Here is a 23,647-nt window from a genome sequence, read left to right as displayed (position 1 = left end):
CTTCCGGTCAGGACACGGCACGCGCATTGTCGCGCTGGTCGGCGAAGCGGTTGGCGGGCCGCGCCAGGCCGAAACGCTCGCGCAGCGTTCCCGGCCCGTATTCGGTCGGGAAGACGCCGCGCCGCTGCAGCTCCGGCACCACCTGTTCGGCAAAATTCACCCAGTCTTCTGGCAGCAGCGGGAACATCAGGTTGAAGCCGTCAGCGGCACCCGAAACGAACCAGTCCTGCAACTGGTCCGCGATCTGTACCGGCGTGCCGGCAACCGTCGGCACCGAACCGCTGTTGGCGAGCTTGCGCGCGATCTCGCGCAGGCTGAGATTCTGCTTCGCCCACTGCTTGACCCGGTTGAGCGATGTGCGCCCGCCATTGAACGTGCTTTCGTCCGGCAGTGGCGGCAGCGGCCCGTCCGGCGGGAACAGCGACAGGTCCAACCCGCTCCAGCTCGACAGAAGGTCGATGCCGACCTGATCCGGCAGCAAGGTCTGCAGGTATTCCTGCTTTTCCCGGCCTTCCGCTTCGGAGGCGGCGACGATCGGCAGGATGCCGGGCAGGATCTTGAAGCTCTCCGGCCGCCTGCCGTGGCGGGCCAGCCGCTCGTTGATGTCCTGACGGTATTTGATGCCATCCTGCTTGGTGCTGTAGATGGCGAAGTGCGCATCGGCCTGGGCGGTGGCGAAGTTCTTGCCATCTTCGGACGAGCCGGCCTGGACGATTAGCGGATGGCCTTGCGGCGGCCGCGAGACGTTGAGCGGCCCACGCACCTTGAAGTGCTTGCCCTTGTGATCGATGGGATGGACCTTGTCGGGGTCGGCGAAATGGCCTGACGCCTTGTCGATCAGCAGCGCCTCGTCTTCCCAGCTGTCCCACAGCGCCTTGACGATATCGAGGAATTCGGCCGCGCGCTCATAGCGGAAAGCATGCTCGATATTGCCGTCGCGGCCGAAATTGCGCGCCTCCTCATCCATGGCCGAGGTGACGACGTTCCACGACGCCCTGCCCTTGCTGATATGGTCGAGCGAGGCGAACATGCGCGCCACATTGTACGGCTCGCTGTAGGAACTCGACGCCGTGGTGATCAGGCCGATATGCTTGGTCACGCTAGCCAGCGCCGATAGCAGCGTCAGCGGTTCGAGGCGGGCATTGGCGTAATGGGCGACGCCGCTCTTGACTGAATCCCAGATCGACACGTGGTCGGCGACGAAGATGGTGTCGATCCTGGCGCGTTCGGCCGCCTGCACGAGATCGCGGTAGAATTCGAAATCCAGCACCTCCCGCCCCGGCGCCCTCGGGTGGCGCCACGACATCCGATGATCGCCCTGCGGGTTGAAGAAGAATGCGCTGAGGATCATGTGGTCTCGAGCCATGCCGGGCCTCCTTCCAGATCTGCTCCGGAGACCGTCGCGCTGCCTCGGCAGACGGCGACAATCTCTGCTGATGCGAGAAAGGTAGATTGCGCTCCGGCTTAATTCGAGTAATTTTATAGAGATAATGCATTGCGAAAGCGGAAGCGATTGCCCTCGATGGCGGCGCTGGAAGAAAGTGGTTTCAAGTCCCCATGTCCTCCTCGGTTCTGAACGTAGACCAGCTGTCCGTGGCCTATGACGGGCGCAAGGGATCGCATCCCGCCGTCAGCGGCGTGTCACTGCACATCGGCGAAGGCGAAGCGCTCGGCCTGGTTGGCGAGTCGGGATCGGGCAAAAGCTCGGTGGCGCTCGCCATATTGCGCTATCTGCCGAAAAACGCCCGCATCGCTGCGTCGGCGCTGGAATTCCAGGGCCGCGAAATCCGCGACCTTTCCGCCGAGCAGCTGCGCCGGCTCAGGGGAAATCATATCGCCGCCGTCTACCAGCATCCCGGTGCTGCCCTCAATCCAAGCATGACGATCGGCCGCCAGATCACCGAGACGGTCATGCGGCATCGCCCGGTTTGCCTCGAAGAGGCGCGCGGGCGCGCCGCCGAACTGCTCGGCCGCGTCCGGGTCAGCCATCCGGAGCGGGTGCTGGATCTCTATCCGCACGAACTCTCCGGCGGCATGCAGCAGCGCGCCAACATCGCCATTGCCATTGCGCTCGACCCATCGCTGCTGGTGCTGGATGAGCCGACGACGGCGCTCGACGCCAGCGTCCAGTCCGAGATCATCGCCATCCTCTCCGACTTACGCAAGGATCACAAAACCAGCATCCTGCTGATCAGCCACGACATCAATATGATCCGCCGCTCCTGCGACCGGGTGGCGGTGATGCAGGCGGGAACCGTGGTCGAAAGCGGCGTTGCGAGCGATGTCTTCGACAACCCCTCTCACGCCTACACCAAGGCGCTCATCGCCTCGATCCCGGCGCTCAACTACACCAAGCGGGACGGAAGACTGGCGGAGACGGACGGCGTGCCAGCGCACCCAATAGTCCAAGGCGAAGACGCCGGCCTGCCAAAAGAACGCCGCATCGCGATCGCCTGCAAAGGCATCAGTCATGCCTTCGGCAGCCAGCCAGTGCTGCACCACGTCGATCTCGACATCGGCCAGGGCGAGACCTTCGGGCTGATCGGCGAGTCCGGTTCTGGCAAGTCGACCTTGGCACGGATCGTCACCGGTCTGCAGACGCCAAGCGCCGGATCGGTCGAACTGTTCGGCAGGACGGTCGCGCCGCGCGTCGAGAAGAGAAACCTTGCCGAACGCCGCGACGTGCAGATGGTCTTCCAGTCGCCGGATCGCACGCTCAATCCGCGCCAGCGGATCGGCACGATCCTCGGCCGCCCGCTGCGCAGGCTCGCCGGCCTGCGCCGCAGCGAGGTGAGAGCCCGCGTCGGCGACCTGCTGCAATCGGTTCGCCTCGCCGGCGCCACGGCCGAGCAGAAATCGCGTTCGCTGTCCGGTGGCCAGCGGCAGCGGGCGGCAATCGCGCGCGCCTTCGCCGGCGTGCCGAAGGTCGTCGTGCTCGATGAACCGACCTCCGCGCTCGACGTCTCCGTCCAGGCGACCGTTCTCAACCTGCTCAACGACCTGCAGCGCGACAAGGACACGACCTATCTGTTCATCAGCCACGACCTCAGGGTGGTGCGCTACATGGCCGACAGGATCGGCGTGCTCTATCGCGGACGCCTGGTCGAAACCGGCACATCCGACCAGATTTTTCGCGGCCCCAACCACCCCTATACGGCCCTGCTTTTGGCTGCGTCCTCCGACGAAGCTGCGCCGAGACTATCCGCTCCAATCGAGATCGAGGCAGCCGGCGTCCCGAATACGGGGTGCTCCTTCGCCGACCGCTGCCCGCTGGTCCTGTCCGACTGCCGAAAGACGGAGCCGCCGGCCCGAGAGACCGCGGCAGGGCATCTGATCGCCTGCTGGCGGCACGGCAAGGGTGTCTGAGCGCCCGAAGGTCCGCAGCAGTGGCAGGGTTTTAGCGGCAAGCAGATCGTCGATGTCTGGAACCTCTCCGACGGCTCCTGCGGAGTTCCTGCCGCCGTGGTTGGGCCGCTTCCTCGCATACAAGTACATTCATTTGTGCTAATATATAACTGTCATGCACATTCGTTCGTGACGAAGACGTGGGAGGATGCAATGAAAACCATGAATCGCAGGTCTGCAATTGCTCTCGGTGTGATGGCTGTCGCGATAATGCCTCTGTTCACCCTGGCGGCATCAGCGAAGAAATACGGCCCGAAGGAAGGCAAGGAGATTGCGCCCGGTGTCAGGGTGGTTGAGGTCAGCACCGGCAACTCCGACATTCCCGCCTACAAGAGCATCGCAATTGTCGACGTGGTATTTCAGCCCGGCGCACACGCGCCTCAGATGGTGATGGACAACGATATGGTCTGCACCATTGCTTCAGGTGCGTTCACGATCAAGAAGGCCGACAAGGAATTCAAGCTCAAGACGGGTGACATGTACACCTGCGCCAAAGGCAAGACCGACGAGGCGACAAATACAAGCAAGGAGGTCGGCGTGCATCGGATCGCCGTCCTGATACCTGCCTAGCAAACCGGATTCCGGCCGGATGGAAGGTCGCATGCCGTCCGGCCGGCGCTTGCGTACACTGGGTGCTGGCCTCGTCCGGCCAACGCCCTTCGGCAAGATCGGCAGGATTCCGCCGCTGGTGCCAGCCGGGTCACAGCCGCATGTTCGCTTTCCTTCAGGCACAGTGCGATGCCGGCATTGGCTCTTGAAGGGCCAAGCCAGACCCGCGTAACATAGCGCCAAGTCAACCGCTCACATTGAGTCTGCTTTATTAGTCCGGGCTAACGTCCGGATTGGTTTGGATATTTTCCTTGAACACGCAAGCAACCAGCAGCGCGCCGGAGCGCGGCAAATCGTTTGCTCACGTCGCGGAAGCGTCCTGGGGCAAGGGCCTCAGCACCTTGCTTCGCATCGTGCGCATGACACTGCGCCATCCCTGGCAGGTCGCCATCACCATCGTCTCGACCTTCATTGCCGCGACGCTGCAGCTTTTCATTCCACGCCTGCTGGGACGCGCCATCGACCAGGCGCAAGGTGTGATGGCCGCGGGTGCCGGCGCTGCGGCGGAACAGGCGCTGTGGAACACGGCGCTGACGCTGCTCGTCGTCTCGATCCTGCGCGGCCTCTTCACCATGGCGCAGAACTACTATGGCGAGGCCGTCGGTCATCGCACCGGCTATGAACTGCGGCTGGCCTTCTACGAGAAGATCCAGCGCCTGAGCTTCGCCTACCACGACAGGGTCCACACCGGCGATTTGATCACGCTCGGCCTGCTCGATCTCGACGGCGTGCGCATGTTCTTCTCCACCGGCATTTTGCGTGTGGTGCTGCTCGGCGTGCTGATCGGCGTCGGCGCCTATCTCCTGATCAGCACCGATCTCATGCTCGGGCTGCTCAGCCTGAGCTTCGTGCCGTTCGTTGCCTGGCGGTCCTCGGTCACCCAGCTCAAACTGCGCAGCACCTGGCTGACGTTGCAGGAGCGGCTGTCTGTGCTGAGCCGGGTGATGGATGAGAACCTCGGCGGCATCCGCGTCGTGCGGGCCTTTGCGGCACAACGACATGAGCTCGACAAATTCGACCGCGCCAAGCTGTCGGCGCTGGAGCTTGCCAATCGGCGCGTCGACATCCGCGTCTCCAACACCAGCGCCATGAATTTTTCCTTCCTGGTCGCCATGGGGCTGGTGCTCTGGTTCGGCGGCCAGAAAGTGATTGCAGGCCAGATCAGCGTCGGCACGCTGGCCCAGTTCCTCACCTTCATGACCATCCTGCAGATGCCGGTGCGCCAGCTCGGCCTTATGGTCAACTCCTTCGCGCGCGCCTCGACCTGCGGCAGCCGGCTATTCGAACTGCTCGACGCCGAGCTCGACATCGAGGACGCGCCCGGCGCCGAGGATCTCGTCGTCACCGATGGCGTGCTGCGCTTCCACAATGTCGGCTTCCGCTACGAGGGCGCGGGCGACCGGCCGACTCTGTCGGGCATCTCCTTCGAGGCGAGGTCCGGCGAGACCATCGGCATCGTCGGTCCGCCGGGTAGCGGCAAGTCGACCATCGCGCACCTGATCCCGCGCTTCTACGACGTTACGTCAGGTGCGATTACCATCGATGGCCAGGACATCCGTGACGCGACGCTGCAATCGTTGCGCAAGGCGGTCGGCGTCGTGCAGCAGGACGCGTTCCTGTTCACCACCTCGATCGAGAACAACATCGCCTACGGCAATCCCTGGGCGCGCGAGACCCGCATCGGGCAGGCAGCCGAGTACGCCCAATTGCACAATTACATCATGGGCCTCCCAGCCGGTTACACCACAGTCGTCGGCGAGCGCGGCGCGTCGCTTTCCGGTGGCCAGCGGCAGCGCCTGACCATCGCCCGCAGCCTGATGCTGCGGCCGTCCGTGCTGGTCTTCGATGATTCCACCGCGGCCATCGACGCCGGCACCGAACAGCGGATCCGGGCAGCGATGAAACGCTTCGCCAGGGATCGCGTGACACTCATCATCTCGCACCGGCTGAGTTCGCTGATGCATGCCGACCAGATCCTGTTCGTCGAGGGCGGCCGGATCGTCGAGCGCGGCACGCATGAGGAGTTGCTGGCGCTCGGTGGACGCTACCGCGCGCTCCATGACCTGCAGTTGCGGCCGGACGATGAGCGGCCCGTGGCGGGAGCCGCGTGATGCAGACACCGGCCGACGACGAGAAGGAAGACACCAGCGGGCCACCGACAAAGGCGGTCGTGGGCTCGCACCGCGACGACGAAGAGGTCTTCGGCAAAGCTTATGACCCGCGCATCGTGCGGCGTATCTGGAGCTTCGTGAGGCCGTATCAGAACCGGATTTTCATCTCACTCGCCGCGGTGCTGGTGTTCACGCTGACGCAACTGGCGATCCCGCTGGTCATCCGCTACGCCATCGACCACGGCATGACGGCTGGCAAGCTGGACCAATCGGTAATGATCGCCGCGATCAGCGCTTTCGCCGTGATCATCCTGATCAACTATGCCGCCAGCTATGTGCAGGAAAGCGTCGTCGGCAAGGTGGCCGAAAACGTGCTGTCGGACCTGCGCCGCGCCATGTTCAGCCATCTGCAACGGGTCTCGCTGAGCTTCATGGACAAGACCGAGGTCGGGCGGCTGATGTCGCGCCTGCAGGGCGACGTCAATTCGATGCAGGAATTCCTCGAAACATCGGTGATGTCGGTAGGCGACATCGTGCTGTTGTTCGGCATTGTCAGCGTGCTTTTGTGGCTCGATTTCCGACTGGGCCTGCTGACGCTGTCGACCATGCCGGTGCTGTTCATCGTGCGCCTTTTCTGGCTGCCGCGCGCCAAGATCGCCTTCATGGCCGCGCACGAAACCAACTCGATCGCCAACGGCGCACTGGCCGAAGGCATCCATGGCGTGCGCACGGTGCAGAGCCTCGAGCGCCAGCACGTCAATTTCGACCTCTACGACGAAAAGGTGCTGGCCAACCTCAATGCCCATTTGAGGTCGGCGAAATACGCGCAGGTAATGGTGCCGATCGTCGACACGCTGACCGGCATCGCCATGGCAACTGTCATCGTCGTCGGCGGGTCGATGGTGCTCTCGCACAGCCTCGACATCGGCGTCATGGTGGCGTTCCTGTTCTACATCCAGCGCTTCTTCGACCCGATCCGCTCGCTGACCATGCAATACAGCGTCATGCAGCGAGCCATGGCTTCGGGCCAGCGCATCTCCGAAGTGCTCGACGTGCCGGTCGACGTCAGAGACAGGCACGGTGCCGTGGCGCTGTCGCGCGACATGGACGGCTCGGTCGAGTTCAGGAACGTCACCTTCGGCTATAGGCCGAACCAGCCGGTGCTGAAGAACATCTCCTTCCGCGTCAACCCGGGCGAGACCGTGGCCCTGGTCGGCCCGACCGGATCGGGCAAGTCGAGCTCGATGGCGCTGGTGCACCGCTTCTACGATGTCTGGTCGGGTGAGGTTCTGGTCGGCGGCCATGATGTGCGTGACCTCACCCAGGATTCGCTCGGCGATCAGGTCGCGATGGTGCTGCAGGAGCCGTTCCTGTTTTCCGGCTCGGTGCTGGAAAACATCCGCTACCACAAGACATCAGCCAGCCGCGAAGAGGTGGTCCGCGCCGCACAAGCCGTCGGCGCGCACGATTTCATCGAGAACCTGCCAGATGGCTACGATACCGAACTCGAGCAGCGCGGCGGCAATCTCTCGCTGGGCCAGCGCCAGCTGATCAGCTTTGCGCGCGCGCTGGTGGCGGATGCAAAGATCCTGGTGCTCGACGAAGCCACGGCCAGCATCGATTCCTACACCGAGATGCTGATCCAGAAGGCGCTGATCACGCTGCTGGAAGGCCGCACCGGGCTGGTCATCGCCCACCGTCTGGCCACTATCCGCGGCGCCGACCGCATCATCGTGCTGCAGAACGGCGAGATCGTCGAAAGCGGCAACCACGAACAGCTGATGGCAAGAAAAGGCCTCTACGCCCGCCTCTACAACATGAACTACGCCTCGTTCGACGACATTTCCGAAGGCGAGCTGGAACTGGACGCGGCAGTCGGCAAGGCGACGTGATTGGGCCTGCAAACGACCGCAGGCGCCTAGGCCATTTCCGGGCGTCTTGACCCCTCGCGGATGGCCTTGTGCACGCCGCGTTGCAGATCCATGAATGCAGGGCTTTCCATCACCTCTTCGCGGCGCGGGCGCTCGATATCCACGTTGAATGTCTGCGTGATACGTCCCGGGCCGATGCCCATGACGACGATGCGGTCCGACAGATAGACGGCCTCCTCCACATCATGGGTGACAAACAGGACGGTCAACCTGTGTTCCTCCCAGATCTGGGTCAGCAGTTCCTGCATCTGATGCCGGGTCAAGGCATCGAGCGCGCCGAAGGGCTCGTCCATCAACAGCATCTTGGGCCGGTAGGAAAGCGCGCGCGCAATGGCGACGCGTTGTTTCATGCCGCCCGAGAGTTCGGCCGGATAGCGGTCCGCACTACCAGACAGCTTGACGAGTTCGAGATGCTCCAGCGCGATCCTGCGGCAGGTAGGGCGATCGTAACCAGCGGCCTTGAGGGCAAACTCGATGTTCTGCCGCGCCGTCAGCCAGGGAAGCAGCGTGTAGGACTGAAAGACGACGCCACGGTCGAGACCAGGCTGCAGGATCGGCGCGCCATCGATGCTGAGATCGCCCGCGTCGAAGTCCTGCAGTCCGGCCACGATCGACAGCAGCGTGCTCTTGCCGCAGCCCGACGTGCCGACCAGGGAGACGAACTCGTTGTCGGCAAGATCGAGGTTGATATCGCGCAGTACTTCCGTGCGCCGCTCGCCCGTGCCGAAGCTCTTGTGGAGACCGGCGATCCGCAATTTGGGGCTCATCGGCTGGACCTCATTGCGAGCGGCCCTCTTGCTTGAACAGCACCTTTTCCAGCGCCTTCATCACCTGGTCGGTGATGAGGCCGAGCAGGCCGAGCAGCAGGATGTAGCCGATGATGGTGTTGGTCTGGAAATAGCGCTGGGACACGGTGATGCGATAACCGAGCCCCGAAGTGGCGGCGACGAGTTCGGCCAGCACCAGCCAGGTCCATGCCCAGCCCAGGCTGATGCGCAGCGTATCCCAGATGCCCGGCAAGGCGCTGGGCACGACGATGCGCGTCAGGATCTTGCGATCCGGCAGGCCTAGCGTGCGCCCAAGGCCGATGAAATCGGCTGGAACCCGTTTTACATTGTCCATGATCATCAGCACCTGCTGGAAGAACGTGCCGATAAAGATGATCAGGAATTTCTGCGAATCGCCGGTGCCGGCCCACAGGATGGAGAGCGGCACGAAAGCGACGACCGGCATGTAGCGGATGAAATCCACCAGCGGCTCGATGGCCGCTTCCCAGGAACGGAAACTGCCGATCAGCACGCCGATCGGTATCGACAGGGCCGAGGCGATGAGGAAGCCGATGGAGATACGGTACATCGAGGCTTTGAGGTCCAGCCACAACGTGCCGTCGGCCGCGAGCTTGGCGATCTGCATAGCGACGCTGCCCGGCGATGGCAGGAAGATCGGCTTTACCAACCCCAGTCCGGTCGCCGCCCACCAGGCAAGGCCGAGCCCGACGAACACGGCCACCGCGATCACCAGGAAGCGCGACCTGGCGATGGGCACGCCGATGCCGGAGGATCGGCGACGCCTCGCCTGTTTCGTGGGACGAGCCGGATCCGTTTGAGCGGGACGCTCCCCGGGCATCTGCGTCACCACCGCGATCCGGCCTTGGTCATTCCGCCGCCTTGACGAATGACGGGTCGATCATCTGCTCCGGCGTCACATCGGCCTGCAGCAGCTTGGCGTTCTTGGCGGCGGCTTCGACATCGGCGAAGGTCTTGGTGGTGAAATCACCGGTCAGCGCCGCCTTGTTTTCGGCGAGTGAGTAGTAACGCACGCCGTCAAAGGCGGTGTTGAGGTCCTTGACGTCCGAACCGACAGCCTTGGCGATGATGGCGCGCCCACCGGGCGTATCGGCATTGTAGTCCTTGAGCGCTGCGTCCCAGCTCTTGATCATGGCCAGCACTTGGCCGGGCCGCGATTTGATCACCTCGTCACGCACCACCAGCACGTCGCTGATCAGGCCGGGATCCTCGCCGGCGGTGAACAGCAGCTTGAGGTCCTTGTTCTGCGCCATGGCGACGGTGAGGTACGGTTCATAGGTCACCGCGACCGGCACCTGGCCGGCGATCAAGGCGCTGCCGGCGTCGGACGCAGGCATCGGAACCGGCTTCACATCGTCGATCGACATGCCGTTCCTGGTGAGCGCGTATTTGAGCAGGATGTCGCTCGTCGTGCCTTCCTCGAAGGCCACCTGCTTGCCCTTGAGGTCCGCGATGGAGGTGACGTCCTTGCCGGCGATGATCGCGTCGGCGGTCATGGAGACGTCGAGCAGCAGCACGATCTTCACCGGCAGGCCGGCCGCAACCATGCCCATCGCCGTGTGGGTGGCGATGTTGGCGGCGTCGAGCTGGCCGCTTGCAAGTGCTGCATTGATGTCCTTGTCCTCGGCGAAGTTGACGATCTGGACGTCCCTCAGCCCGTTCGTCTTGAACAGGCCCTTGGCCTCGGCGACATGCCACTGGCCATAGCCGAGCCAGGGCTCGATGCCGATCTTGAACGCTCCTGCCTCGGGCGTGGTGGGAATGGCCGCATCGGCCGCGTAGGCCGCCGGGGCGGCGGCGAGCCCGATGGCGGCGGCCATCACGAGCGCGCGAAATTGTCCTGTTGGGTTACGCATCATCCTTGTTCCCCTTGATGATCGGACCGCTTTTTCTGACTGAGGTAGCCGGTCCGGTGAGACTGCGGGTTTCTGCTCTTGCGGCACTGTGCCTCGGCGTCTTACCTGCCACTTCATGGTGAAGTGCGCGGATATTTCAGCGTCAGCGGGAGCGGATGTCAAGGCTAAAATACATACATGCATATACAAGTTGGAAAGACTCAATTTTTACGCTCTCCGGGATCGATCCGGTCTAGAAAATCGGTCACCCGATCGGTTCCGGCAACAGGTTCGCTGCCGACCATGACCGCCACCGAAAAGGCAATAAGGGAAGAAACCGGCGTGTGGCTGCGTGCGCCGGCGCGCAGGTTCATGACCAGCGTCGGCGACAGGAAGAGACCGGCCCGGAGCACCGCGCGCCAATCGGCCGGCAGCATGCCGCGCCGTTTGAGCTCAAGCAGCAATGGCCGCCACAGCGCTGTGGCCTTGACCTCCAGCAGGTCGCGGCGGACCGGGCTCAGGTCCCAGTCCGTGTCGACATGGAGCAGGTTTCCGTCCAGCCGCGCATGGGCGCGAAAAGCCTCTGTCGCGGTCGCCGGATCATAGAGCCAGAACGGGTGGGCGAAGATGTTGTGGAACGTCGCCTTCATCTCCGCCAGCAGCGTGGGGATATGCGAGCCGGCAAAGGCGGGATCGAAGAAGGACAGCTCCGCCCTCCCCGCCTTCGCCGTGTACCAGACATTGGCGTTGTGGGCGTCACCATGCGCGACCACGCCGCCTGCATCGGCAAGCCGGTCCGGCCGCAAGCGCACTGCGGCGGCATCGAAAAGCTCACCGACGCTGTCGGTGTACTGCTCGCCATTGATGACGAATTTCAGCCGGGAAAACTTATCCCAATCCAGCTCGGCACCGGGAAAGACGAACGGCTTGCCGACATAGAAATCGGCCAGCCGACCGCCTGGCGGCAAGCGCGTCTCGGCATCGATCAGCCGCTCATGAAACAGCCTGTGGATCGGTTCCGCCGCCACGTCCTCGACGGTTACCGGATGCAGCGTTTCGAGATAGACCTTGAGCAGCCTGACCGACAGGTCGCGCTCGGCAAGAACGGCTTCTCTCCGTTTGCCGGCATCGTCCTGCGCATCCAGCGCGAACAGCACATCCGAAAACCTCGGATCCGTGCGCCGCCGATAGACAAGGATCTGCTCGCCCGGTTGGGCCGACATATGCACGGGTTGATCAACCGGCAGGCCGGCGCGCGACAGAATCTCGGCGCGGTAATACTCGCCCGTCATCGCCTCTTCCCGCTCCTCCTGATGGAACTTGAAGAAGTAGGCCTTGCCGTCGTCCTCGAAGAAGCCGTTCAACGAATTGAGGCTGTATTTATCGAAGTTGATGCGGACATTGCGGGGGCGCATCGCGAACAGGTCGCCCAGCAATGCCGCCAGCGCGCTTTGTGCTTCGGCAACATCATGCTGCGCGAGTGCCCGGATCCGCGCCGTGCGGCTCGGCGCCGGCGTCATCTGTCGCTCTTGCATTCGACCTGCTTCCGTCAGCTGCTTTTTGAAGGGGAATAGCGGCTGCCGAGCGAGTAGCGGCTGCCGGCATAAGTCAGCTTGCTGATCGTCGCCACCACCGCGCCCGTCCATGTCCGGCGGTGCAGGAAAAGGCAGCAGGCGCCGACATCGATGCCCAGATGCCGCGCCGTCTCGGCATCCGCCGGGACGGCGGAAATGATATGCTCGACCTCGGTCACCGGGGTTTTCTGCATGAGGTAGTCATAGGTCGCCGTCTTCGAAAAATCCTGCTTGTCATAGTCGGGGATAAGGCTCGGATTGACGAAGCGCTCTTCGAGTTGCACCGGCAGATCGTTCTCGAAATTGACGACGACGGAATGATAGATCGAGACGCGCTTTGGAAATTCGAACGACAGCGCCAGCTCTTTTGTCGGCATGATGGTTTCGAGGACGAGGACTTCGGAACGATGTCTGTTGCCGCGCTCGACGATCTCGGCTGCGATGTTGTTGATCTCGATCAGCGTCGACTGTGGCCTAGGCGGCGCGATGAAGGTCCCCACACCTTGCAGGCGGATCAGAAACCCGGCCGAGGTCAATTCTCTGAGTGCCCGGTGAACCGTCATCCGCGAGACGCCGAGTGAAGCGACCAACTCATTCTCGGACGGCAGCTTGCGATCTTTGCCCCACCGGCCCGTTCCGATGTTTGCCAGGATGTAGTCCTTCACCTTCTCGTAAAGAGGGCTGGCGGTGTCGGGCAAAGTGATCATTTCAAAAGTCCTTTCCGGCGATTCATCGGAAATCACGACTGCTCGACAGGTTGCCGCATGCGGATGATTGTTTTCAAGCCGTCGCTGCGCCCCGCCAACAGCCGCTCATAGGCAGCCGGAATGTCATCCAGGCCGATCTCCTGGTCGATCAGCGCCAGCAGCGGTTCGCTCAATTCACCCAGCATCCGCACCGCCTCGGGCAGTTCGTCGGCAAAGGCATGGCATCCCAGCAACCCGATTTCGCGTTCGACCAGCGTATTGGGATCAATGTCGAGGCGGCCATGGAAGATGCCGACCATGGCGATCGTACCGCCGGGATCGAGAACGCCGAGCAGCTGATTGAGCGCCGCGACGCTGCCGGTCGCCTCGATGGCCGCGAGCAGCGGGGCATTGGCATTTGCGGCGGCAACGGCGTCCCGGCTCAGATCGACGATCCGGGCACCCGTCACCCGCGCCACCCGGGCACAGCGGCTCTGGTTGCGGTCGGCGATCAGCACGGTGCCGGCGAAGGTCCGCGACAACAGCAGGGCGGCAAGACCGCCGATCGGCCCGCAACCGACGACCAGCACGGAGCCTGTCGTTTTCGGCAGGCGCCGCACCGCGTGCAGCGCCACCGCCAGCGGCTCGGCCATTGCCGCGACCCGCTCGTCGAGCCCGGCACCGATGATATGCAAAAGCCGTGCAGGCAGCACCGCCTGTTCGGCAAAACCGCCGTCGCAGACCTCTCCGACGAAGCCCAGTGACGCGCAGAGATGACGCCTGCCGGCTTGGCATTGCGCGCAGTCTCCGCACCAGAAGCGGGAATCGGCGACAACCCTGTCACCGATAGCGAAGGCGTCGACGCCCGCGCCGATGGCGGTCACCGTGCCGGTGAGTTCATGGCCGGCCGTCGAAGGCGACCGGCTTATCCACTGTCCCGTGCGGAAATTATGCAGGTCCGAACCGCAGATGCCGGCGGCATCGACCCTGAGCTTCACCCAGCCTGCATCCGGCGCGCCCGGCGTCGCGATGTCTTCGACGCGCAGATCGCCGGGCCCGTAAAGTCGTGCCGCCTTCATCGCGATCGGTTCCGCTTAGCCGGCAAGATAGCGGTCGCGGATCTCCGAGACCGCGTTCTCATGCGAGCTGAAGCCCTCGTAGCGGGCGAGCCTGCGGGCGTGCAGAGCGAGTTCCGGATAGGCCACCGAGGTGACATAGCCGACCGACGAGCGCTTGACGAAATCCGTCACCGAAAGCGGCCCGTAGGTCCGCGCCCAACGGCTGGTCGGCAGCACCGCATTGGGTCCAAGCACGAAATTGGCCAGCGTCACCGGCGTGTGCGGCCCCATCAGGATTTCAGCCGCCTCCGTGATGCGCCCGAGATGCGCGAACGGCTCCTTCGACAGGATCTCGAGATGTTCGGGCGCATAGTCGTTGATGAAGCGGTAGCTGTCTTCCAGCGACGCGGTCAGCACGATGCCACCGCGCTTGCCGGTCAGCACCGCGCGTGAAAACTCGACACGCTGCTCGGTCATCCGCGACCAGTGCTCCGGGATTGCAGCCAATGCGGCTTCGGCGACCTTGCGGCTGTGCGTCACCAGATAGGCCGAGGAATCCGGCCCGTGCTCGGCTTCGATCAACAGGTCGAGCGCGGCAAGCCCGCCGTCGACGCTGTCATCGGCAAAGATGATCGCTTCGGACGGCCCGGCCGGAAGGCCTGTGTTGATGACCGACGACAGCACGCTCTTGGCCGCCACCACCCAGGGGCTGCCGGGGCCGACGATCTTGAGCGCGGGCTTCACCGTCTCCGTGCCGTAGGCGACGGCGGCAACTGCCTGAGCGCCGCCGCATTTGTAGACGGTTCCGACGCCGGCGAGGCGTGCGGCGACCAACGTTGCCGCATCCACCGAACCATCCGATGTCGGCGGCGTCACGATGGCGATTTGCGGCACGCCGGCAATCACCGCCGGCACCGACGTCATCATCGTCACCGATGGGAAAGCACCCTTGCCGCGCGGCACGTAGAGCGCAACGGAAGCGATCGGCGTGTACCGGTCGCCGGCATAGGCGCCCGGCCGGACTTCCTTGAGCCACATCGTTTCCGGCTTCTGCTCCTCATGGAAATGCCTGATGTTGTCGATGCCGAACTGGATGCTCTCGACGACGTCCTTTTCCACCTTGTCGAACGCCGCGTCGAACTCGGCTTCCGACACCTGCAGCTCGCCCTCGGCGACATTGGCCTTGTCGAGTTCCCTGGCGAAGCGGATCAAGGCGGCGTCGCCTTCGTCCTTGACGGCCTGGATGATCGGCCGGACCTTCTCGACGAAGACCGTCAGATCGGCCTCGGCGCGCTTCAGCAGACTGGCGCGCTGGTCGGCATCGATGGATGACAAATCGTGGAAGCTGATGTCGGACATGGCTGCTCGTTCTCCTGGAACTCTTGGAACGCAATCACGGCTGGCGCAGGCCGGCCATATGCTGCGGGCCGACAGGTCGACCCCGGACAAGGATCAAAGCCGTCGAGAGGCTTCACTCGGGCAAAAGTATATACATGTCTATGTGACGGTCGCCAGCGATTTTTCCGTCATCCTTCCCGTCGAAACTACCGAGACAAACCTGCCTCATCAGATCGAGGCGAGAAAGCCGCCATCGACCGGAATGGACTGGCCGGTTATGTAGGCCGCCGCATCCGAAGCGAGGAACACGGCGATGCCATGCAGGTCGGAGAGATCACCGAAACGCCGCTGCGGGATCTTGGCCAGCATGGAGTGCTGCCATGCCTCGTTGTTGTAAAAAACGTCCGTCATCGCCGTCCTGAAATAGCCCGGCGCGATGGCGTTGACCCTTATGCCAAGCTCCGCCCACTCGGCCGCAAGCGCCCGCGTCATGCCGAGCAGGCCGGACTTCGACGAGCCATACGGCACCGCGGTTGGGATTCCGACTTCCGACGTCAGCGAGCACAGGTTGATGATGGTGCCGGGACGGCCGGCGTCGCGCATCTGCCGCGCGGCGGCCTGGGCGCAGAAGAACGCTCCCTTCAGATTCGTGTCGACGATGCTGTCCCACAGCGCCTCGTCGACATCGAGCGAGGGCCGCACCTCCTCCATCCCGGCATTGTTGACGAGAATGTCGAGACCACCAAGCAGGCTGGCAGCCTCGTTGGTGGCTGCGCGGCAGCGGCCGACATCGGTGACGTCGAGAGCGACGGCATGCGCCACCCCACCGGCCGCGCGGATGGCGACCGTCGTGTGCTCCAGCGCGGCCAGGCTGCGCGCCGTGACCGCGACGTCGGCGCCGGCAGCACTCAGCGCTTCGGCGATGCTGCGCCCGATGCCACGGCTGGCGCCGGTGACAAGCGCCTTCCTGCCGGAGAGATCGAAGAGAGAAGCGTTGCGCATGTGATCCTCCTGGTCGGTGTCGGTTTCCGCTTCGGCGTAGAGACTATCAGGTCAAGTTACATATACAAGCATATACAAAGCATTTCAGCTGCGGTACGGATGACGAAATCCACCGCAGAGGAGCCAGCCCGTGTCGAAAGCCTCGGATATGGTCCGCACCGAAGTCAACCGCCTGTCGCCCTACAATTCCGGACTGACCATTGACGAGGTGCGGAAACGATACGCACCGGCCAGAATCGCCAAACTGGGCTCGAACGAAAACCCGCTCGGGCCCAGCCCGACCCTCGCCGCGACGATGCATGCCGGCTCCGAGATGTTCCGCCTCTATCCGGACCCTGCCGGGCGCAAGCTGCGCCAGGCGATCGGCGACAAATATGCCGTCGCCGAGGACCAGATTATCCTCGGCAACGGTTCCGAAGATCTTCTCTCCGTCATCAGCCGCGCCGTGTTGCGGCCGGGCGACGCCGTCGTCACGCTCTATCCGTCGTTTCCGCTGCATGAGGACTACACCACGTTGATGGGCGCTACCGTCAATCGCGTTGTCGTCAACGACGATCTGACCATCAATGTCGATGCGCTGGTCGAGGCGGTGCGCGAACGGCCGCGCATGCTGCTGTTCTCGAACCCGATGAACCCGGTCGGCAGCTGGCTCTCCGGCGGCAATCTGTCGAGGGTTCTGGATGCGACGAGCGACGAGACGCTGATCGTCATCGACGAAGCCTATGCCGAATATGCCAAGGGCGACGACTATGCGTCATCCCTGCCCTATCTGGGAAAGCTCGACCGGCCGTGGATCGTGCTTCGGACCTTTTCCAAGGCGTTCGGCCTGGCCGGATTGCGGATCGGCTTCGGCATCGTCGGCGACCCGGAGCTGCGCACGCTGCTCGACCGCGTCCGCACGCCTTTCAACGCCAACGGCATGGCCCAGGCCGCAGCATTCGCGGCGCTGGCCGATGACGAACACCTCGCCAGGGTCGTAGCTCTGGCCAGGGCGGAGAGAAAACGCGTCGAGACTTTCCTGGCAAGCAAGGGCCTCGACGTCGCCGCCTCCAGAGGCAATTTCCTGTTCTTCAACTGCCGGCAAGATGCCTCCGTCTTCGTCGAAGGCCTGCTGCGGCAAGGGGTCATCGTCAAACCTTGGAAGCAGCAGGGCTTTGACACCTATGTGCGTGTCAGCATCGGCTCGACTTCGGAAAACGACCACTTCATGGCCGCTCTGTCGGCGCTGTTGTGAATGCACGTCTGGGCGGATCGCTCCGCGCTTGGGAGCCGATCGCTGCCGCCCTATTTCGCCCAAGGCTTTGACCGACGCTTGGCTTGGCTGCCGTGCGGATCGTCGATGACCACAGCGTATTTATTTGGCTTCGGACCAGCCGCAGGCCTTAACTTTCGCAGCGTGGGTTTTTACATCCGAGGGGTCTGCAAACGATCGACGCTTGAGGAGGCTCCCTTGCAGCAGCCAGATGACATAGCCGCCCGCCGATTGGGCATTCTCATCGAGCAATATGTGGAAGCGCGTAAAAAGCGCTATGACTATGTGTCGACCGAGCAGGCCTATCGGGCCATCCGGCAGGTCCTCAAACCCGCCATTCCCGATCGCGAGCTCGACGACATGGTCGCCTCACTTGCCGTCAAGAACGGCCTGGCGGTCGTCTTCGATCGTCAAACCAAAGCATCGGCCGATGATGTTCCGAGGCCAAGCCCCTAGATCGACGCACATCTGCCGGCGCCGGGCGCCATATCAACGCGGGGCCAAACGCATCGTTCGACCCCGCATCGATGTGCATCGCCGGAGGAACCTGCGACACACCTGCGCCGTGGGCCTGTGTGCCGCAAGCCGACGGGCGTGGCGGCTTCAAGCGGCGGTGCTGACCTGGCCCGGCTCGAGGATCGACTTGACCTTGTCGGCGACGGCGCGTCCCAGATCGGCGTTGTTTGCGGCGGTGAAATGAATTCCGTCGACACCGTCCGTGGTGAGGTAATCGCCGGCATTGAGGAAATCGATCTTCATGAAATCCGCCATCGCCTTGTACTGCCTGGCCAGGTCCCTGGATTTTTCGTGCCCGCCGCCGAACATGCCCTCGAACCATGGATCGGGCATCGGGGTCAGCGGCGGCGGCGCAATGACCAGCGCCTTGGGGGCCGGATAAGGGGTGCCGATGCCGCCGGCACTGGTCAGGATCTGCCCGACCAGTTTCGCCATTCCATTGGCGATCTCATAAGGCGTCCGGCGGAAATAGGACTTGGTGTCGTTGGTGCCGAGCATGACGATGACCAGGTCCAGCGGCAGATGGCTGGCGATGGCCGAGGGCAGGTAATTGGCGCCGTTCAGGCGCGGATCGTTGGGGTCGTCGAGACAGGTCGTGCGCGCGCTCAGGCCTTCCTCGATGATGTGGTAGCCCCCTCCCAGCGCCGCCGCCATCACACCGGTCCAGCGCTGGTCATAGGGGTAGCGGTAGGTCGGCGACCCCTCCTTGACCGGAACCCAGCCCCAGGTCAGCGAGTCGCCGTAGCACATGATGTTTTTTGGCGGTGACATCCATGTTTCTCCATCTGTTTGCAATTGTCTGAACGCGTGGATTTGTCGGTCCCGGCGAACACCGGTCGGCTTGCTTTCGCCGTCTCAGGTCAGGGGTTTCGCACGCGCACTCCGTAGAAGATCGCCGCGCCGAGAATGATGACGCCCTGCGCGATAAGCTTGCCGGGCTCGTCGATGCCGAGCACGGTCATCACCACGAACAGCAGCGCAAAGCACAACGCCCCGAAGAAAGGTCCCCAGACGCCACCGTCGCCGCGACCGAAGACGACGCCGCCGAGGATCGTCGCTGCGACCGCCAGGATCGGCAGGTCGAGGCCGACACGGACGCTGCCGACGGCGATCGAACCGGTCTGCACCAGGGCCGCGATCGCCGCGATCAGGCCGGCGAGCGTGTGCGCAAGGATCACCGTGCGCTGGACCGGCACGCCGGAAAAATGCGCGGCTTCGGCATTCTCCCCGACCGAGGCGACGTAGCGGCCAAAGACGATCCGCGACAGCAGCAGCCACACCAAAGCGGTCAGCAGGACCCAGAACAGCACCGGCGTCGGAACCGACAGGAATTTCGTGTTGTAGAGGTCGTTGAACAGCTTCGGCACATCGCCGGGCGGATTGCCGCTCGACAGGAACTGCACCAGCCCGACCAGGATGATGCTGACCGCCAGCGTGACGATGACCGCCGACACCCGCCGGCTCCCTATCATGAAGCCGTTGAACAGGCCGATGACGAGGCCGGTACCGAGCGCCAGCACGACGAAGAAAGGCATCGACGCGCCGGGGAAAGTGCCTGACGAAATGAAATAGTTGATGAGCAGGATGATGCCGCCGCCGGAAAGGTCGATCGACTTCACCCGCATGACGACGAGCTGCCCCAGAACCAGGATGCCGAGCGGGACGATCTGCCTGACGAAGATACCCATGATGTTGAGGTTGAGCATGTTCGGTCGTGCGATCCACAGCGTGGCCAGCAGCACGAGGAAGACAAAATAGGACGGCGGTATGCGCAGCAGGCGCCGGGCGATCGGATTTGCGAGAACGGCAGCCATCTTTCAGAGCCCCATCTTCTTGCGGGATTGCAGCCCGACCACCGCCAGCAGGATGCCGCCCTTGATCGCGGTCTGGACGAACGGCGAGACGTTGGCGAGGTTCATGCCATTGGCCAGCAGCGCCATGACCAGCGCGCCGATCACGGTGCCGTGTAGGCTGCCTATGCCACCGGAAAGCTGGGTGCCTCCAAGCGCCACGGCGGTGACGGTATCGAGTTCGAAAAGCAGCCCGACATTCGGATCGCCCGACACGATGCGCCCGGCCAGGAAGACACCGGCAACGGCTGCGAAACAGGAACAGATCACATAGGCGAGGATGATGTTGCGGCGGTCGGAGACGCCGAAATTGCGGGCAGCACTCTCGGCGCCGGACGCGATGCCGCCGCCGATCGCAAACAGATGCAGCCCATACCGGGATCCGTAGAGCAGTTTCCACGCTGCCAGGATCACGACGATGCCCCAGAAAACCGGATAGGGAATGCCGAGGAAACTGCCCGAGACGGCATCGATGACGATCTCCGGCACCGTGCCGCCGGAGACGGGCCGCAGGATGCGCGTGATGCCGAGCACGATGTACTGCGTCGACAGCGTCGCGATGATCGGATGGACGTTGAAACGGGTGATCGCCAGACCGTTGATCAGCCCGATGACTGCCGCCAGCGCGAAGACCGCCGGGATCAACACAATCGCTGGCTGGTCGAGCGCCAGCACCGCGGTGGTGAAGCTGATGACCGAGCCGACCGACAGGTCGAGCCCGCCGATGAGCACGACGACGAGCTGTCCGATCGCCGCGATGATCAGCGGCATCGCCTGGGCAACCAGGTTGAAGAGGTTTTCGGCAGTGGCGAACTGCGTCGTCTCGACGGTCAGCCACAGCGAAATGAGCAAGGCGACCAGCAGCGGCAGGCCCCACAGGCCCTGCCGCGTGTTCCGGCCATTCAGGATATTGAAAACCGAACGAACCATGGCAGGCCCCTAATGCTGGCGCGTGGAGCCGCCCATGAGGGCCGCGTCGAGAATCTTGTGTTCGCTCGCTTGCGCTGCCGGCATTTCGGCCACGATCGTGTCGTGATGGACGACGTAGATGCGGTCGCAGAGCCCGATTAGCTCGATCGTCTCGCGCGACAGCACCAGCACCGCGCCGCCCTTCGCGGTGAAGTCCCGCAGAAGATGGTAGATCTCGGACTTGGCGCCGATGTCGACGCCGCGCGTCGGCTCTTCGACCAGCAGAAGATCGAGATCGGCGGCAAGGTAGCGGCCGAGCAGAACCTTTTGCTGGTTGCCGCCCGACAGCGAACCGACCGCAGCCGACAGGCCCGCCGCCTTTATGTTCATGACCTCCATCATGCGGGCGATGACGTTTCGATATGGCCGCGCCGGCGCAAGTTCAGGGCGCCTCGAATGCAATCCGATGGCGATGTTGTGGGCGATCGGCAAAGCGAGGAAGAGCCCCTCTTCCTTGCGGTCCTCGGGAACGAAGCCGACCTTCAGCTGCTGCAAATACCGAACGCCCGCCGACGCCGGGAGCGGCATCTTCAGCGCCTTGCCGTTGATGGAAATCGTCCCGGCGAAGGGATGGTAGCGGCCAATCAGCGATCGCAGGAAGCGCTGCTGGCCCTGCCCTTCCAGCCCGGCCAGGGCGACGATCTCGCCCTTGTGCAAAGTCAGCGACAGCGGCTGCGATGTCTCGGTGATCTTGAGGTTTTCGACGCGCAGTATCTCATCGCCTACATCGCCCGTACGATCGGGAAAAAGGTCCTGGAGTTCGCGTCCGACCATCATGGCGATGAGTTCGTCGGTGGTGATCTCGGACACCGTCCTTGTGCCGACCAGTGCGCCATCCTTCAGCACCGTCACCGTGTCGCACAACTCGAAGATCTCCTCCATGCGATGCGAGATGTAGACGATGGCTTTTCCCTTGTCGCGCAGCCGGCGGATGTTGCGGTTGAGCACATCGACATCGGCCGCGTTGAGCGCCGCCGTCGGCTCATCGAGGATGAGCACGCTGGCGTCGGCCTGGATGCAATGCGCGATCTCGACGAATTGCCGCTCGGCGATCGTCAGGCTGGAAACGAGTTGCGACGGGTCGAGCGTGAGGCCGAGTTCGCCAAGCGCCCTGGCGGTCTGGCTTTTCATCGCGGGATAGTCGATCGAGCCGAACCGGGTCGTCGGCTCCCGGCCGAGGAACATGTTCTCGGCGATCGACAGATTGGGCAGCAGCGAATGCTCCTGGAAAACGGTCGAAATGCCGGCATCGAGCGCAGCGCGCGGCGACTTCAGATCGAGCTTCTCGCCGCTCATGAAGATCTCGCCGGAATCGGGCTGATGCACGCCCGCCAGAATCTTCATCAACGTCGATTTGCCGGCACCGTTCTCGCCCATCAGGGCGTGGACGCTGCCCGCCTTGAGGTCCAGGGAAACGGAGTGGAGCGCCTTGCTTCCTCCGAATGCCTTCGAAATGTGGGACATCTCGACAAGATTGGTCACGAAACCCTCGAACGAACCGGATTCAACACATGGAACGGCCTGCGGGGAATGTTTGTCCACTCCCCGCCAGCCACGGCGCCGTCACTTCTTGCCGTAGTATTCCTTGAGCTTGTCTTCCGGCAGTTCGCTTGGCCACCAGACATTGGCGGTCAGGTCGTCGCGATAGTATTTCTTGGCCTTGTCCTGGTCCCATCCGTCGGGATTGTAGACATAGCGCTTGTAGAGCTGCTTGCCTTCCAGAAGGGCAACGGCAGCGCGCACGCCGGCAGCGCCCTGGGCGGGACTGTATTCCGGAGAGATCGACTTGAACCCATCCGTAATCCACTGGCCGAAATAGCCATTGTTGCCCTCGCCCGAAATCGGCGGAATGGGTGTGCCGAACTGCTTGAAGACATCGACGCAGGCGCGCGTCATGTCGGCACCGGACGACCAGATGCCGTCGACCTGCGGATTGTTCAGATAGAGCGTCTCGCACAGCTTCTTGGCCTTGTCGTACTGCCAGTCGCCATGCTCCTCGGCAATGATCTGCACATGCGTGCCCTTGAGCGATTCCAGGAGGCCGTTGTAGCGGTTGGTGTCTTCCGGATGGCCGGCCAGGCCACGCAGGACCCAGATCTTGCCGTTGTCGCCGACGGTCTTCACCAGCCAGTCGCCCATCACCTTGCCGAAGTGCTCGGCGCCGCCCTGGATTTCGGTGGTGTAGGCGTCGGAATCGATACGCCCTGTGTGAAGGATGACCGGGATGCCGGCGGCGACCGCCTTGGCGATGCTGGCATTGGCCGACGTGCTGGTCACCGGTTGAACGATGATGGCGTCGACATGCTGTGCGATCAGGTCCTCGATATCGGCCACCTGCTTCTTCTGGTCGAAGCCGGCATCGAGCAGGATGAATTTCGAGATGCGCTTGTCCTTGGCCGCGGCGTTCTCCGCCTCATGCGCCACCTGCACCGTCCAGGTGTTTGCGTTGACACCGAAGTCGCTCATGCCGATGACCCAGGGCGGGTCCTTCTTGAACGCACCGGCGGCGGTCATGCGCGTGTCGTCGGGGCGCGGCGCCACGCCGTCCATCAGCTTGACGTCTTGCGCATGCGCCAGGGACGTCACGGCAAGCGTGGACGCAACGAGCATCCCCAGGCCGACGGTTTTCAGCAATCCTAACATTGAACACTCCTCCTTGTGGTTGCTCCGGCCTACAAATTCGTATGGCCACGAGACGCTCTCCC

General features: G+C 63.3%; 20 protein-coding genes. 6 read left to right on the top strand and 14 right to left on the bottom strand.

Annotation, left to right across the window (positions count from 1 at the left end):
• Window positions 1-7: 7 nt before the first annotated feature.
• Window positions 8-1,366, bottom strand: a complete 1,359-nt coding sequence (locus tag RPF88_RS01515) for an LLM class flavin-dependent oxidoreductase (RefSeq protein WP_224674975.1) — start codon at window positions 1,364-1,366, stop codon at window positions 8-10.
• A 191-nt stretch (window positions 1,367-1,557) separates the two neighbouring features.
• Here RPF88_RS01515 and RPF88_RS01510 point away from each other — a divergent pair, with 191 nt between their 5' ends.
• The 4 genes from RPF88_RS01510 to RPF88_RS01495 all read left to right on the top strand — a co-directional run bounded on the left by RPF88_RS01510 (window position 1,558) and on the right by RPF88_RS01495 (window position 8,017).
• Window positions 1,558-3,366 (top strand): ABC transporter ATP-binding protein, encoded by a 1,809-nt coding sequence (locus RPF88_RS01510; protein ID WP_337121577.1) that lies wholly within the window; start codon window positions 1,558-1,560, stop codon window positions 3,364-3,366.
• Between the two features lie 192 nt (window positions 3,367-3,558).
• Window positions 3,559-3,975 (top strand): hypothetical protein, encoded by a 417-nt coding sequence (locus RPF88_RS01505; RefSeq protein WP_337121576.1) that lies wholly within the window; start codon window positions 3,559-3,561, stop codon window positions 3,973-3,975.
• A gap of 290 nt (window positions 3,976-4,265) precedes the next feature.
• Window positions 4,266-6,125: an ABC transporter ATP-binding protein gene (locus tag RPF88_RS01500; RefSeq protein WP_337121575.1), complete on the top strand. Its 1,860-nt coding sequence runs from the start codon at window positions 4,266-4,268 to the stop codon at window positions 6,123-6,125.
• Window positions 6,125-8,017, top strand: coding sequence for an ABC transporter ATP-binding protein (locus RPF88_RS01495; protein WP_337121574.1), 1,893 nt, complete (start codon window positions 6,125-6,127; stop codon window positions 8,015-8,017). Before RPF88_RS01500 ends, RPF88_RS01495 begins: the two co-directional genes overlap by 1 nt.
• 26 nt (window positions 8,018-8,043) lie before the next feature.
• Here the strand turns inward: RPF88_RS01495 and RPF88_RS01490 are convergent, their stop codons facing one another.
• The 8 genes from RPF88_RS01490 to RPF88_RS01455 all read right to left on the bottom strand — a co-directional run bounded on the left by RPF88_RS01490 (window position 8,044) and on the right by RPF88_RS01455 (window position 16,355).
• Window positions 8,044-8,823: an ABC transporter ATP-binding protein gene (locus RPF88_RS01490; RefSeq protein WP_013530488.1), complete on the bottom strand. Its 780-nt coding sequence runs from the start codon at window positions 8,821-8,823 to the stop codon at window positions 8,044-8,046.
• Window positions 8,824-8,833: 10 nt separating this feature from the next.
• On the bottom strand, window positions 8,834-9,682 hold the full coding sequence (locus RPF88_RS01485) for an ABC transporter permease (RefSeq protein ID WP_013530487.1): 849 nt from the start codon (window positions 9,680-9,682) through the stop codon (window positions 8,834-8,836).
• 28 nt (window positions 9,683-9,710) lie between these two features.
• The gene (locus RPF88_RS01480) at window positions 9,711-10,718 is read right to left on the bottom strand and encodes an ABC transporter substrate-binding protein (protein ID WP_337123839.1); all 1,008 of its coding nucleotides are present in this window, start codon (window positions 10,716-10,718) and stop codon (window positions 9,711-9,713) included.
• A gap of 200 nt (window positions 10,719-10,918) precedes the next feature.
• On the bottom strand, window positions 10,919-12,217 hold the full coding sequence (locus RPF88_RS01475) for a hypothetical protein (protein WP_337123838.1): 1,299 nt from the start codon (window positions 12,215-12,217) through the stop codon (window positions 10,919-10,921).
• A gap of 29 nt (window positions 12,218-12,246) precedes the next feature.
• A complete protein-coding gene (hutC, locus tag RPF88_RS01470; RefSeq protein WP_027160906.1) occupies window positions 12,247-12,978 on the bottom strand; it encodes a histidine utilization repressor in 732 nt (243 codons plus the stop codon).
• A gap of 32 nt (window positions 12,979-13,010) precedes the next feature.
• Window positions 13,011-14,036 carry a zinc-dependent alcohol dehydrogenase gene (locus RPF88_RS01465; RefSeq protein WP_337121573.1) on the bottom strand — a complete coding sequence of 342 codons (1,026 nt, stop codon included), beginning with the start codon at window positions 14,034-14,036 and terminating at the stop codon, window positions 13,011-13,013.
• Window positions 14,037-14,051: 15 nt separating this feature from the next.
• Window positions 14,052-15,374, bottom strand: a complete 1,323-nt coding sequence (gene hisD / locus RPF88_RS01460) for a histidinol dehydrogenase (RefSeq protein WP_024503949.1) — start codon at window positions 15,372-15,374, stop codon at window positions 14,052-14,054.
• A 207-nt stretch (window positions 15,375-15,581) separates the two neighbouring features.
• A complete protein-coding gene (locus RPF88_RS01455) occupies window positions 15,582-16,355 on the bottom strand; it encodes an SDR family NAD(P)-dependent oxidoreductase (protein ID WP_337121572.1) in 774 nt (257 codons plus the stop codon).
• 130 nt (window positions 16,356-16,485) lie between these two features.
• On the opposite strand from RPF88_RS01455, the gene RPF88_RS01450 reads away from it, so the two are divergent.
• Together RPF88_RS01450 and RPF88_RS01445 are read left to right on the top strand one after the other, a co-directional pair.
• Window positions 16,486-17,589: a histidinol-phosphate transaminase gene (locus RPF88_RS01450; protein WP_318014181.1), complete on the top strand. Its 1,104-nt coding sequence runs from the start codon at window positions 16,486-16,488 to the stop codon at window positions 17,587-17,589.
• A gap of 105 nt (window positions 17,590-17,694) precedes the next feature.
• Window positions 17,695-18,063 carry a hypothetical protein gene (locus RPF88_RS01445; RefSeq protein WP_224620654.1) on the top strand — a complete coding sequence of 123 codons (369 nt, stop codon included), beginning with the start codon at window positions 17,695-17,697 and terminating at the stop codon, window positions 18,061-18,063.
• Between the two features lie 147 nt (window positions 18,064-18,210).
• Here the strand turns inward: RPF88_RS01445 and RPF88_RS01440 are convergent, their stop codons facing one another.
• From RPF88_RS01440 to RPF88_RS01420, 5 genes are all read right to left on the bottom strand, one after another.
• A complete protein-coding gene (locus RPF88_RS01440; protein ID WP_013530477.1) occupies window positions 18,211-18,894 on the bottom strand; it encodes an SGNH/GDSL hydrolase family protein in 684 nt (227 codons plus the stop codon).
• Between the two features lie 89 nt (window positions 18,895-18,983).
• Window positions 18,984-19,937, bottom strand: a complete 954-nt coding sequence (locus RPF88_RS01435) for an ABC transporter permease (protein ID WP_337121571.1) — start codon at window positions 19,935-19,937, stop codon at window positions 18,984-18,986.
• Window positions 19,938-19,940: 3 nt separating this feature from the next.
• Window positions 19,941-20,903 carry an ABC transporter permease gene (locus RPF88_RS01430; protein WP_337121570.1) on the bottom strand — a complete coding sequence of 321 codons (963 nt, stop codon included), beginning with the start codon at window positions 20,901-20,903 and terminating at the stop codon, window positions 19,941-19,943.
• 9 nt (window positions 20,904-20,912) lie between these two features.
• Entirely contained in the window at window positions 20,913-22,424 is a 1,512-nt protein-coding gene (locus RPF88_RS01425; RefSeq protein ID WP_064992537.1) for a sugar ABC transporter ATP-binding protein, read from the bottom strand.
• Window positions 22,425-22,505: 81 nt separating this feature from the next.
• A complete protein-coding gene (locus tag RPF88_RS01420) occupies window positions 22,506-23,552 on the bottom strand; it encodes a substrate-binding domain-containing protein (protein ID WP_395316698.1) in 1,047 nt (348 codons plus the stop codon).
• Between the last annotated feature and the right edge of the window lie 95 nt (window positions 23,553-23,647).

This window comes from Mesorhizobium sp. ISC11 (assembly GCF_037162595.1).
In the GTDB taxonomy this organism is placed as follows: domain Bacteria; phylum Pseudomonadota; class Alphaproteobacteria; order Rhizobiales; family Rhizobiaceae; genus Mesorhizobium; species Mesorhizobium ciceri.
The sequence above is the reverse complement of the archived record's forward strand: the minus strand, read 5'-3'. Positions and strand labels throughout refer to the sequence as shown.

Excerpts from the sequence above, each read along its gene's own strand:
- RPF88_RS01505 (WP_337121576.1), top strand. The coding sequence starts at position 3,559 with ATGAAAACCATGAATCGCAGGTCTGCAATTGCTCTCGGTGTGATGGCT.
- RPF88_RS01475 (WP_337123838.1), bottom strand. The coding sequence starts at position 12,217 with ATGACGCCGGCGCCGAGCCGCACGGCGCGGATCCGGGCACTCGCGCAG.
- RPF88_RS01455 (WP_337121572.1), bottom strand. The coding sequence starts at position 16,355 with ATGCGCAACGCTTCTCTCTTCGATCTCTCCGGCAGGAAGGCGCTTGTC.
- RPF88_RS01480 (WP_337123839.1), bottom strand. The coding sequence starts at position 10,718 with ATGCGTAACCCAACAGGACAATTTCGCGCGCTCGTGATGGCCGCCGCC.
- RPF88_RS01510 (WP_337121577.1), top strand. The coding sequence starts at position 1,558 with ATGTCCTCCTCGGTTCTGAACGTAGACCAGCTGTCCGTGGCCTATGAC.
- RPF88_RS01495 (WP_337121574.1), top strand. The coding sequence starts at position 6,125 with ATGCAGACACCGGCCGACGACGAGAAGGAAGACACCAGCGGGCCACCG.
- RPF88_RS01465 (WP_337121573.1), bottom strand. The coding sequence starts at position 14,036 with ATGAAGGCGGCACGACTTTACGGGCCCGGCGATCTGCGCGTCGAAGAC.
- RPF88_RS01430 (WP_337121570.1), bottom strand. The coding sequence starts at position 20,903 with ATGGTTCGTTCGGTTTTCAATATCCTGAATGGCCGGAACACGCGGCAG.
- RPF88_RS01490 (WP_013530488.1), bottom strand. The coding sequence starts at position 8,823 with ATGAGCCCCAAATTGCGGATCGCCGGTCTCCACAAGAGCTTCGGCACG.
- RPF88_RS01440 (WP_013530477.1), bottom strand. The coding sequence starts at position 18,894 with ATGTCACCGCCAAAAAACATCATGTGCTACGGCGACTCGCTGACCTGG.
- hisD (WP_024503949.1), bottom strand. The coding sequence starts at position 15,374 with ATGTCCGACATCAGCTTCCACGATTTGTCATCCATCGATGCCGACCAG.
- hutC (WP_027160906.1), bottom strand. The coding sequence starts at position 12,978 with ATGATCACTTTGCCCGACACCGCCAGCCCTCTTTACGAGAAGGTGAAG.
- RPF88_RS01515 (WP_224674975.1), bottom strand. The coding sequence starts at position 1,366 with ATGGCTCGAGACCACATGATCCTCAGCGCATTCTTCTTCAACCCGCAG.
- RPF88_RS01435 (WP_337121571.1), bottom strand. The coding sequence starts at position 19,937 with ATGGCTGCCGTTCTCGCAAATCCGATCGCCCGGCGCCTGCTGCGCATA.
- RPF88_RS01485 (WP_013530487.1), bottom strand. The coding sequence starts at position 9,682 with ATGCCCGGGGAGCGTCCCGCTCAAACGGATCCGGCTCGTCCCACGAAA.
- RPF88_RS01445 (WP_224620654.1), top strand. The coding sequence starts at position 17,695 with ATGACCACAGCGTATTTATTTGGCTTCGGACCAGCCGCAGGCCTTAAC.
- RPF88_RS01420 (WP_395316698.1), bottom strand. The coding sequence starts at position 23,552 with ATGCTCGTTGCGTCCACGCTTGCCGTGACGTCCCTGGCGCATGCGCAA.